Source organism: Pseudomonas sp. NPDC096917 (assembly GCF_044762555.1).
GTDB lineage: Bacteria > Pseudomonadota > Gammaproteobacteria > Pseudomonadales > Pseudomonadaceae > Aquipseudomonas.
The window spans coordinates 20,351-31,046 of the sequence record NZ_JBIWEO010000029.1; the positions used below are offsets into that span (position 1 = coordinate 20,351).

Here is a 10,696-nt window from a genome sequence, read left to right on the forward strand (position 1 = left end):
CTCCCGACAACTAACACGCCACAGATTAATCTACCAATAGCTATCGCTTGAGCGTTGACTTATTTCGTCCTAAAAGGATTTATACCCATCCCAACTTAGCAACTATGCCAATACAAACCATAGTCACTAAAAGGACTAAGCCGGCCCATTGCAATATCACCAGCTTGCGCTTAAGTGCTGTAGGAAAGCACCGAATATCTTCAGCATTGACTGTCCCACGCTTAAGATAAAAGCCGGGAAAAGTAACTACGCTAGAAATGCTACCGACCAACACCAACTTTCCCCATGGGCCGCCCTGCCTGAGATGAGCAAAAGTGCCCATTAGCGAACTATTTTTCAAATAATTTAGCATCAGATCCATCTTCGTATAAGCCAGCCGCAGGCACACACCAATCCAAAGAAATATCCCTCCAAAATCGATTAGTCCCACAGCCAAAAAAATCTTATCTGCGGTATCCAAACTCATCGGGAACTCTCAAAAATTTTATCGGCGACTAACTCCCCGCCGGCACTGCCTAAGAAACCCGCTGTAAAAGAAGCTCCCCCGACAACCAGCACACCACAAACCAATGCCCCAGCACCAACCGTTGTCACACCGATACCTAGACATAACCCAGAAACGGCTGGTGCTGTTAAAACCGCACCAGCCAATGCGCCGCCTGCAACCCCACCGGCAAAACCACCCGCCTCTGTGTATTTGATTTTCGTGCAAGCCTCTGCATCACCCGCTGCACACACATCCTGAACCTTCATGACTGACGCGCCGCCACCAATAACGGTGCCAATCCAGCCACCGTACTTCACATACATGGCAGCCCTGGACACGCCTTCAATATGAGTTGCATACCCGGGAATTTGATCCGCTCCGCCTGCCAACGTCCAGCGATGAACCAGGCTGCGGCTGGAAATGCCCAGCGCACTTTTGAGATTAGGGTGGTCAGGGAACCCGATACTTTTGCGGGTCAGAGCGGTGAGATTCGTATTGAGCTGTGACAGCAAACGCTTACGTTCGGCAAAGAACTCAGCGGTTCTTAGGCCACCACTCGCTTCAAATGTCCTTACATGCAGCGCTTCAATATCCTTCATGAGCTGTTTCACATCGTCCAGGTTTTTGGCAAACATCGCCTCGCCCATGCCGATGGACGTCGACGCGTGAGCAAAAAAGGATTCGAACTCTTCACGGTGCCTCACCATAAAGTCCGCTTCTTCTGGGCTGAGTTCTTTGATTGCATCGTTGGTTTTGGCCGCCGCCTGCATCAAGATGGCTTCTTCTCGGGTGCAGTGCAGGTTATTCGGATCGCTTAATACGATCATGGTCCCCGCATTGATGTTGCCGAGGTTCGGATTTAAGGCCTCAAACTTACTCATTACTGCAGGATCTTGAGCCGCGAACAATGCGGCTTTCAATCGTTCGCCCGTGGTGCTTTTCATGACGATATAGAAGCCAGGTTCTTCGGGTTGTGGCTTCGGCTTTTGTCTAAGAACAGGTTCTGTCTTTGCCGGCGTCGGTTTCTCAGGCTCTGCAGGCGCAGCAAAACTTCCTGGCCAGCCTCGGCCAGTGATGTGGTAATACTTATTGAAGGTGTCTTCACTCAACGGACTAAAAGGATCATCCGTCACCAAAAAAAACGTACCTTCTTCGACAGGCCTAACCCATGAAGTCCGCGGACTGTATCGGGCAGCTTTATTAAGTTGCTATCAGCCATTTCCCTTAATTTGGCAGGCTGTTTCCTGGTATGTAGGCACTGTATCCCTCAGCCCCACAGCATGACCGCCGGATCACTCGGCCCCGACAAATTCGGCATACAAAAAAAGGCCCGTATCTTCCGATACGGGCCTTTTTTTGACGGCGAAAACACTTAGATAGTCAGTGTCCAGTCGTAGTCAACGATCAGCGGCGCATGTTGCGAGAAGCGTGGCTGACGCGGCAAGCGAGCGCTGCGTACAAAGCGGCGCAAGCCCGGGGTCAACAATTGGTAGTCGAAACGCCAGCCCAGATTCAGCATCTCGGCCTGTTCGTTGTCCGGCCACCAGCTGTACTGATCGCCTTCACGACTGACTTCACGCAGGGCATCTACATAGCCCATGTTGCCGACAATCTCATCCATCCAGGCCCGTTCAGGCGCCAGGAAGCCAGGAGACTGCTGGCTGTCACGCCAGTTTTTAATGTCGAGCTTTTGCTGCGCCACATACAGCGAACCGCAGTAAATGTACTCACGACGCTTGCGACGCTGCTTATCCAGGTAGCGTGCAAAGTCGTCCATTAGCTTGAACTTTTGGTTCAAGTCTTCATCGCCATTCTGCCCCGAAGGGAGCAGCAAGGTCGCGATGCTGACCTTATCGAAATCGGCTTGCAGGTAGCGCCCGTAGCGATCGGCCGTCTCGAAGCCCAGCCCAGTGATGACTGCTTTCGGTTGCAACCGCGAGTACAAAGCCACGCCGCCTTGGGCAGGGACTTCAGCTTCGCAGGCATAAAGAAAGTAGCCATCCAGCTGGTAGGCTGGATCGTCCAGTTCAAAGGCGGAGGCACGGGTGTCCTGCAGGCAGATAACGTCGGCATTCTGAGCTTGCAGCCAACTGAGCAAACCGCGCTCGACTGCCGTCTGAATACCATTGACGTTCACACTGATGATCCGCATAAATGGCCCCAAAAATCACGTGCGTGTATGATACACGCCGTCTTACTATTTAGCTAAATCCGTGGTATCTGGGGCCTTTTTCATGCAAGCGTATCAGCGCGACTTCATCCGTTTTGCCATCGATCGCGGCGTTTTGCGCTTCGGTGAGTTCACCCTGAAGTCCGGGCGTACCAGTCCTTACTTCTTCAATGCCGGTCTGTTCAATACAGGCTCCGCGCTGGCTCAACTGGGCCGTTTCTATGCTGCCGCCATCGTAGACAGCGGTATTCCTTTCGACGTGCTGTTTGGCCCGGCTTACAAAGGTATACCTTTGGCCGCGACCACGGCTGTAGCGCTGGCTGAACACCATGATCGCGATGTGCCGTGGTGCTTTAACCGCAAAGAAGCCAAGGCCCATGGCGAAGGCGGCAGCCTGGTAGGTTCGCCACTGGAAGGCGAAATCTTGATCATCGACGACGTGATCACTGCTGGTACGGCCATCCGTGAGGTCATGCAGATCATTCAGGCTCAGGGCGCAAAAGCGGCAGGCGTGCTGATTGCTTTGAACCGCCAGGAACGCGGGAATGGCGAGCTGTCGGCCATCCAGGAAGTTGAGCGCGATTTCGGTATACCGGTGGTCAGCATCGTGTCGTTGAACCAGGTGCTGGAGTTCCTGGCCGATGACGACGCACTGAAACAATACCTGCCAGCGGTTGAAGCCTATCGGGCCCAGTACGGGATCTAACGCCCGCACGTGCAACACCGCCCATAAAAAAGACCCCGTCCGGAAGCTCCGGACGGGGTCTTTTTTTGAATCGGCTTAAGTGGCCGGTTTGCTGTTGGTAATCAGCGTACCGACACCGGTATCGGTGAATATTTCGAGCAGCACCGCATTCGGTACACGACCATCGACAATGTGCGCAGTGGTCACGCCACCTTGCACGGCTTCCAGTGCGCACCGAATTTTTGGGAGCATGCCGCCGTAAATGGTGCCGTCTTCAATCAGCGCATCGACCTGTGCAGTGGTCAGACCGGTCAGTACCTCGCCCTGTTTATCCATCAAACCGGCAATGTTGGTCAGCAGCATCAGCTTTTCAGCTTTCAACGCTTCAGCCACTTTACCCGCCACAAAATCAGCGTTGATGTTGTACGACTCACCATTCGGACCCACACCAATCGGCGCGATCACCGGGATGAAGTCACCTTTGGTCAACATGTTCAGTAGATCAGTGTTGATGCCGGTGACTTCGCCGACATGACCGAAGTCGATGATTTCTGGCGTGGTCATTTCTGGCGTTTGGCGGGTCACGACCATTTTCTTGGCCCGGATCAGCGCGGCATCTTTACCGGTCAGACCGATAGCGCTGCCGCCGTGGCGGTTGATCAGGTTAACGATTTCCTTGTTCACATGGCCGCCGAGCACCATCTCAACCACGTCCATGGTTTGCGAGTCGGTCACACGCATGCCGTCGATGAAATGGCTCTCGATGGACAAACGCTTGAGCAGATCGCCGATTTGCGGGCCACCACCGTGCACTACGACGGGGTGGATACCCACCGCTTTCATTAACACGATGTCACGCGCAAAACCGGTTTTCAGGTCATCGTTTTCCATCGCGTTGCCGCCGTACTTGATGACCAGCGTCTTGCCGACATAGCGGCGAATGTAGGGCAGCGCTTCGGACAAAACCTTGGCGACGTTAGAGGCGGCATCACGTTCGAGGGTCATTCAGGGCTCCGGTAAAACAAGTCGATCAAAACGGTAGTTGGAGATCAGGTGCCACACGCTTGAGTTGAGCGTGGAAGACATCCTTGATGCGTTGCAGTTCGGCCTCGGTATCAGCCTCAAATCGCAGCACCAGCACCGGTGTGGTGTTGGAAGCGCGAACCAGGCCCCAGCCATGTGGATAGTCGACGCGCACGCCGTCAATCGACGTCAGCTCGGCGGTCTTACCCCATTGGGCGTCGTGCAGTGCGTCAATGATGCTGAATTTGCTCTCATCCGTCACATCGATATTGATCTCTGGCGTAGAAATATCGTTCGGGAAGGTCTCAAACAGCTCTTCAGCAGTGTCTCGCTGCTTGCTGAGGATCTCCAGCAGGCGTGCAGCGCTGTAAATACCGTCATCAAAACCGAACCAGCGCTCTTTGAAAAAGATATGACCGCTCATTTCTCCGGCCAGCAAGGCACCGGTTTCTTTCATCTTCTTCTTGATTAACGAATGACCGGTCTTCCACATCAATGGGCGGCCGCCGTATTCCTTGATCAGCGGGGTCAGGCGGCGGGTGCACTTCACATCGAAGATGATCTCGGCGGCCGGGTTGCGCACCAGTACATCCTGGGCGAACAGCATCAGCAAACGGTCCGGGAATACCATGGTGCCCGTGTTGGTCACCACGCCCACGCGGTCGCCGTCGCCATCGAAAGCCAGGCCCAGGTCGGCGTGGGTTTCTTTGACCTTGGCGATCAGGTCTACCAGGTTTTCAGGTTTGCCCGGGTCAGGGTGGTGGTTCGGGAAGTTGCCGTCCACCTCGCAGAACAACGGGATGACTTCACAGCCCAGCGCTTCAAGCAGCTGGGGGGCAATGACACCGGCGGCGCCATTGCCGCAGTCGACGACTATCTTGAGCTTCTTGGCCAGGGTGATGCCTTTGATAATTTCATCGGCGTAGCGCGACAAAATATCAACGCGCTCGATCCGGCCTTCGCCCCACGTCAGGTCATTGGTCTTGAGGCGGGTGTGCAGCGCCTGAATTTGTTCGTTGGCCAGTGTGTCGCCCGCGATCACGATTTTAAAACCGTTGTAGTTCGACGGGTTGTGGCTGCCGGTGAGCATCACGCCTGACTTTCCGGCCAGTACGCTGGCGGCGTAATACAGGGCTGGGGTTGGCACCAGGCCCACATCGCTGACGTGGCAACCGCTGTCGGCAACGCCCTGGATCAAGCGTTCAACCAGCGCCGGGCCAGACAAACGGCCGTCGCGGCCTACTGAAACATGAGGTTCGCCCTTTGCCAGGCTTTCGGAGCCAATGGCGCGGCCAATCCAATAAGCGGTTTCAGCGGTCAAGGTTTGCGGTACTACGCCGCGAATGTCATAGGCGCGAAAAATGGTGTCGTGGAATTGGGGGGCGACCGAAGCTGAGCTGCTCATTACAGGGGGGACTCCACTCTCAAAGATGTTAGGGGAGGGGCTGACGTGGTTACGCACACAAAAATTGACCAGGACCTGCGGCGAACAATCACCGATTGAGGTGCTGTGGTCGAGTGCACGTTGAGCGTTTGGACGGTGTTTAGACGCGCGAGTTCATGAGGCCCAATGGCATCAGCGAACATATGGCGCAAGGCCGCTATCGGTTTAGACGAAGAAAGGGGTAGAAACATTTGCGCGAACTTCATCCTGAATTACCACGCCAACGGTTCAGGTCAGGCAGGGCGCCTGACCTGATACTGCAAGTCAGAGACTGCCGGAGTGACCGAAACCACCAGCGCCACGCTGGCTTACGTCGAACTCATCAACCAGCTCAAAGTGCGCTTGCACCACCGGCACCAGCACCAGTTGAGCAATGCGCTCGCCGATGGTGATGTTGAATGCGGTTTGCCCACGGTTCCAGCACGACACCATCAACTCACCCTGGTAATCGGAGTCGATCAGCCCGACCAGATTGCCCAGCACGATCCCGTGCTTGTGGCCCAGGCCCGAGCGCGGCAGGATCAGCGCGGCAAGGCCCGGATCGCCGATGTACACCGACAGACCGGTCGGGATCAGTACGGTTTGGCCTGGCTCAAGAACAGTGTCTTCTTTAAGCATGGCGCGCAGGTCAAGGCCTGCGGAGCCGGGTGTGGCGTATTGCGGCAGCGGGAATTCGCTGCCAATGCGTGGATCAAGGATTTTGGCTTGTAAAGCGTGCATACGAGTTAAACCTGGTTCAGACGTTCGGCGATAAAAGTGATCAGTTGGCGGGCAATCTTGCCCTTGCTGGTCTGGGCAAATACGGTAGCGTGCAGGTCGCGGTCAATCACGCTGCAGGCGTTCTCTTCGCTGTTGAAACCGATGCTGGGGTTAGCCACATCGTTGGCCACAATCAGGTCGAGGTTTTTGTCTTTGAGTTTGCGCGCTGCGTAATCGAGCAAGTGCTCGGTCTCTGCGGCAAAGCCGACACTAAAAGGACGGTCCGGGCGCGTTGCAATGGTGGCCAGAATGTCTGGGTTGCGGACCATTTGCAGCAATAAGCCGTCGCCCTTGGTCGGGTCTTTCTTGAGTTTTTGTGGCGCAACGACTTCCGGGCGGTAATCGGCAACCGCTGCCGAGGCTATAAATATGTCGCACGGGATCGCCGCTTCACACGCAGCGAGCATGTCGCGGGCGCTGACTACGTCGATACGGCTTACGCGGTCTGGCGTCGGCAAGTGCACAGGGCCGGTAATCAAGGTCACGCGGGCGCCCGCTTCAACGGCGGCTTCGGCCAGCGCAAAGCCCATTTTGCCGGAGCTGTGGTTGGTGATGTAGCGCACCGGGTCGATGTTTTCCTGGGTCGGGCCAGCCGTAATCAGCACGTGTTTGCCGGTCAATACCTGACGCTGGAAACACTCGGCAGCACAATGCACCAGGTCATTGGCCTCAAGCATGCGACCCAAGCCCACGTCGCCACAGGCCTGGCTGCCGGAGGCCGGGCCAAACACCTTGAGGCCACGGCTTTCGAGCAATTGAGTATTGGCTTGAGTGGCCGGGTCGCGCCACATGGCCTGGTTCATCGCGGGTGCAATGGCCACTGTTGCATCTGTGGCCAGCACCAGTGTGGTCAGCAAATCATTGGCCAAGCCTTGCGCCAGGCGGGCGATCAAGTCAGCGGTTGCAGGTGCAATCAGCACCAGGTCGGCCCACTTGGCCAGCTCAATGTGGCCCATGGCCGCTTCGGCTGCCGGGTCGAGCAAATCCAGATGAACGGGGTGTCCGGACAAGGCTTGCATGGTCAGAGGGGTGATGAACTCACTGCCACCCCGAGTCATGACAACGCGTACTTCAGCGCCTTGGTCCAGCAGCCGGCGAACCAGCTCTGCGCTCTTGTAAGCAGCAATGCCGCCGCCGACGCCCAAAACAATGCGTTTTCGATACAGCCGCTGCATAGGCCTGCCTTCTAGTTCGATGATGACTGCGCGGAAAATGGCCAAATGCCACGCAAAAATGATGGGCTAAGATAACACAGCGCTTGCTACGGAACAGCGGCGCACCCACACACGGAGGTGTTATGAGTATCAGAGATTGGCCTGCGGCCGAGCGGCCGCGCGAGAAACTTTTAGAACATGGATCGGCCAGTCTTTCAGACGCTGAGTTGCTGGCGATCTTTCTGCGCACGGGGGTTTCAGGCAAGAGTGCGGTCGATTTGGCGCGGCATTTATTGGTTGAATTCGGGAGCCTCAGGGCCTTGCTGGAAGCCGATCTTGGCGTGTTCTGTCGTCAGCTCGGGCTGGGCCCCGCCAAGTTCAGTCAACTGCAAGCGGTGCTGGAAATGGGGCGCCGTCACCTGGCCGAGCGTTTGCGCCGGGACTCGGCGTTAGAGAGCCCGCAGGCAGTTCGCGACTACCTGAAATCGCTGCTGCGCCATGAGCCGCATGAGGTATTTGGTTGTCTGTTTATGGACTCCAAGCATCGAATGCTGGCCTTTGAAGTGTTGTTCCGGGGCTCTATCGACAGCGCCAGTGTTTACCCTCGGCAAGTGGTCAAGCGCGCCCTTGCGCACAACGCCGCTGCCGTGATTTTTTGCCACAACCATCCTTCAGGCATCACCGAGCCCAGCCAAGCCGACCGCACCCTGACCCAGCGCCTCACAGAGGCGCTGGATTTGATCGAAGTGCGGGTACTGGATCACTTCATCGTCGGTGATGGCGAACCACTCTCAATGGTCGAATACGGCTGGATGTGACGCTTAGGGCTTAACGTTGACCGTCGAAAAGTCCTGACGTCCAAACGGACTTACCTGATAACCCTCTACGTCTTTGCGGGTCAGTGCGTAGGCCGTTGGATGAGCCAGAGGTAGCCACAACGCCTGTTGCTGAATCAATGCCTGAGCTTTTTGATACAGCGCGCTGCGTTTGTTTTGATCGGTGATGGTTTTGCCTTGGCTGATCAGGCTGTCGAGGGTCTTGTCGCAATAGCGCGCAAAATTGGTCCCGGATTTCACGGCCGCGCACGAAAACTGCGGGGTGAGAAAGTTATCCGGGTCGCCGTTATCTCCAGCCCAGCCCATAAACAGCAGATCGTGCTCGCCCGCTTTGGCGCGACGAATCAGCTCGCCCCACTCAATCACCCGAATCTCGGCTTGTACCCCGATCTTTGCCAGGTCGGCTTGCAGCAATTGCGCACCCAGGCTTGGATTGGGGTTCAGCACGCTGCCGGTGGGCCGTGTCCAAATAGTGGTTTTAAAGCCGTCTTTGAGGCCGGCCTTGGCCAACAGTTCGCGGGCCTTTTGCGGGTCGTGGGCATAGCCTGGCAAGTCTTTGGCGTAACTCCAGGTATTGGCTGGGTAAATCCCGTTGGCGGGCTGTGCGCTGTTTTCAAACACGGCCTTGAGGTAAGTGTCTTTGTCGAAGGCCAGATTGATCGCCTGACGCACCTCGGGCTTGTCCAGCGGCGGATGCTGAGAGTTGATCGCTACAAACGCGGTCATAAAAGCCGGGGTTTGAGCGACCGTCAGCGTCGGGTCCTTGAGGGCCGCATCGACGTCCAGCGGTTTGGGTGAAAGCGCGATCTGGCATTCGTTGCGACGCAGCTTTTGTAGGCGCACGTTGGCGTCGGGGGTGATGGCGAAAATCAGCCCGTCAACGTTCGGCTTGCCTGCGAAGTAATCCGGGTTGGCCTTGTAGCGCACCACGGCGTCCTTCTGGAAGCGGTTGAACACAAAAGGCCCGGTGCCGATCGGCTGGCTGTTCATCAGCTCGGGTGTGCCGGCCTTGAGCAGTTTGTCGGCATATTCCGCTGAATAGATCGATGCAAAGCCCATGCTCAGCGCGGGCAGGAACGTTGAGTCCGGGTGGCTGAGGGTGAAACGCACCGTCAGCGGGTCGGGGGTTTCAATTTTTTTGACCAGTTCGGGCAGTTGCAGAGACTGCGCATGCGGGAAGCCGCTTTGCGCAACCTTGTGCCACGGGTTGGCCGGGTCAAGCATGCGCTCGAAGCTGAAGCGCACGTCATCGGCGTTCAATTCACGGCTGGGGGTGAAGTACGGGGTGCTGTGAAACTTGACCCCGGGGCGCAATTTGAAATCGTAGACAAGGCCGTCAGGCGACACTGACCAGCTTTGCGCCAGACTTGGCACCAGCTTGGCGGTCTGGGCGTCAAAGTCCACCAGGCGGTTCATCAGCACGTCAGCCGAGGCATTGGTGGTGGTGAGCGAGTTGTACTGCACGACATCGAACCCTTCAGGGCTTGCCTCGGTGCAAACACTCAAGGTGGCCGCTTGAACCAGCGGGCTCAAGCATAAGGTGAGCAAAAAGGGGGCAGCAGCGAGACGCATATTCTGTTTCCTTTGCAAGTCGTTGGCCCATCTGCAAGTGCAGTCTGGAAAAGTCCTACCCTAGTGATCTGCTCGCCAAATGACCACTTTTTCATAACACCCCATCTCCCTGTAGTCGCTGCCGAAGGCTGCGAAGGGTTACGTAGCAACACGGTTTTTGAAGCCTCTGCGGTCTTTTTAGAGGCTCTTAGGACCTTACGCCAGCCTGCGGCAGCGACTACAAGGATCAGTGGGTTGACCGAAATCGCACTGAAACCTTTCATCTCGCGACGAGCGGTTGTAACCCTTGGGGCATAGGCTTTCACGCGGTTTGTCGTTAGAATGCCGCCTTTATTAATCAAGGCAAACCACACTGCTTGTTGTTGCGCTTTAGTCTTTCTGGTATAAAGCAGCGCTCTTTTCTAGGGGCCCGGTTCCTTCGTTTGTAGGTGTAGCCGGTAAGACCCTTAAAGAAACGCGGCGCCTAGCGCCAAATGACTGAGAGATTAAGCGGCCAACCCATGCCGGGTTGGGCATGTGGTTTTAGAGGGCTGAGGCATGTCGAGAGTCTGTCAAGTTACCGGTAA

General features: G+C 56.2%; 9 protein-coding genes and 1 pseudogene. 2 read left to right on the forward strand and 8 right to left on the reverse strand.

Annotation, left to right across the window (positions count from 1 at the left end; genetic code table 11):
• Positions 1-79: 79 nt before the first annotated feature.
• The 3 genes from ACIQYF_RS22695 to ACIQYF_RS22705 form a co-directional block, all read right to left on the reverse strand.
• Complete coding sequence (locus tag ACIQYF_RS22695) at positions 80-466, reverse strand: hypothetical protein (RefSeq protein ID WP_314483014.1); 387 nt, start codon at positions 464-466, stop codon at positions 80-82.
• Positions 463-1,623 (reverse strand): hypothetical protein, encoded by a 1,161-nt coding sequence (locus ACIQYF_RS22700; RefSeq protein WP_402866277.1) that lies wholly within the window; start codon positions 1,621-1,623, stop codon positions 463-465. The genes ACIQYF_RS22695 and ACIQYF_RS22700 overlap by 4 nt, the downstream gene beginning before the upstream one ends.
• A 236-nt stretch (positions 1,624-1,859) precedes the next feature.
• Positions 1,860-2,639, reverse strand: a complete 780-nt coding sequence (locus ACIQYF_RS22705; protein WP_003437806.1) for an exodeoxyribonuclease III — start codon at positions 2,637-2,639, stop codon at positions 1,860-1,862.
• 82 nt (positions 2,640-2,721) lie between these two features.
• Here ACIQYF_RS22705 and pyrE point away from each other — a divergent pair, with 82 nt between their 5' ends.
• A complete protein-coding gene (gene pyrE / locus ACIQYF_RS22710) occupies positions 2,722-3,363 on the forward strand; it encodes an orotate phosphoribosyltransferase (RefSeq protein ID WP_402866279.1) in 642 nt (213 codons plus the stop codon).
• 75 nt (positions 3,364-3,438) lie between these two features.
• Here pyrE and argB read toward each other — a convergent pair whose 3' ends face one another.
• From argB to coaBC, 4 genes and pseudogenes are all read right to left on the reverse strand, one after another.
• Positions 3,439-4,347 (reverse strand): acetylglutamate kinase, encoded by a 909-nt coding sequence (argB, locus tag ACIQYF_RS22715; RefSeq protein ID WP_402866281.1) that lies wholly within the window; start codon positions 4,345-4,347, stop codon positions 3,439-3,441.
• A gap of 25 nt (positions 4,348-4,372) precedes the next feature.
• Positions 4,373-5,776, reverse strand: a pseudogene (locus ACIQYF_RS22720) (phosphomannomutase/phosphoglucomutase); the annotation flags it as partial.
• A gap of 297 nt (positions 5,777-6,073) precedes the next feature.
• On the reverse strand, positions 6,074-6,529 hold the full coding sequence (gene dut, locus ACIQYF_RS22725) for a dUTP diphosphatase (protein WP_402866283.1): 456 nt from the start codon (positions 6,527-6,529) through the stop codon (positions 6,074-6,076).
• A gap of 5 nt (positions 6,530-6,534) precedes the next feature.
• Positions 6,535-7,743 (reverse strand): bifunctional phosphopantothenoylcysteine decarboxylase/phosphopantothenate--cysteine ligase CoaBC, encoded by a 1,209-nt coding sequence (coaBC, locus tag ACIQYF_RS22730; protein ID WP_402866285.1) that lies wholly within the window; start codon positions 7,741-7,743, stop codon positions 6,535-6,537.
• A gap of 122 nt (positions 7,744-7,865) precedes the next feature.
• Between coaBC and radC the strand changes: the two genes are divergently transcribed.
• Complete coding sequence (radC, locus tag ACIQYF_RS22735; protein WP_402866287.1) at positions 7,866-8,540, forward strand: DNA repair protein RadC; 675 nt, start codon at positions 7,866-7,868, stop codon at positions 8,538-8,540.
• A gap of 3 nt (positions 8,541-8,543) precedes the next feature.
• Here radC and ACIQYF_RS22740 read toward each other — a convergent pair whose 3' ends face one another.
• Positions 8,544-10,130, reverse strand: a complete 1,587-nt coding sequence (locus tag ACIQYF_RS22740; protein ID WP_402866289.1) for an ABC transporter substrate-binding protein — start codon at positions 10,128-10,130, stop codon at positions 8,544-8,546.
• Between the last annotated feature and the right edge of the window lie 566 nt (positions 10,131-10,696).

What these genes read in the sequence shown, in the direction of transcription:
- ACIQYF_RS22695 (WP_314483014.1), bottom strand. Translation starts at nt 466, where the DNA reads ATGAGTTTGGATACCGCAGATAAGATTTTTTTGGCTGTGGGACTAATC.
- ACIQYF_RS22705 (WP_003437806.1), bottom strand. Translation starts at nt 2,639, where the DNA reads ATGCGGATCATCAGTGTGAACGTCAATGGTATTCAGACGGCAGTCGAG.
- pyrE (WP_402866279.1), top strand. Translation starts at nt 2,722, where the DNA reads ATGCAAGCGTATCAGCGCGACTTCATCCGTTTTGCCATCGATCGCGGC.
- argB (WP_402866281.1), bottom strand. Translation starts at nt 4,347, where the DNA reads ATGACCCTCGAACGTGATGCCGCCTCTAACGTCGCCAAGGTTTTGTCC.
- dut (WP_402866283.1), bottom strand. Translation starts at nt 6,529, where the DNA reads ATGCACGCTTTACAAGCCAAAATCCTTGATCCACGCATTGGCAGCGAA.
- coaBC (WP_402866285.1), bottom strand. Translation starts at nt 7,743, where the DNA reads ATGCAGCGGCTGTATCGAAAACGCATTGTTTTGGGCGTCGGCGGCGGC.
- radC (WP_402866287.1), top strand. Translation starts at nt 7,866, where the DNA reads ATGAGTATCAGAGATTGGCCTGCGGCCGAGCGGCCGCGCGAGAAACTT.
- ACIQYF_RS22740 (WP_402866289.1), bottom strand. Translation starts at nt 10,130, where the DNA reads ATGCGTCTCGCTGCTGCCCCCTTTTTGCTCACCTTATGCTTGAGCCCG.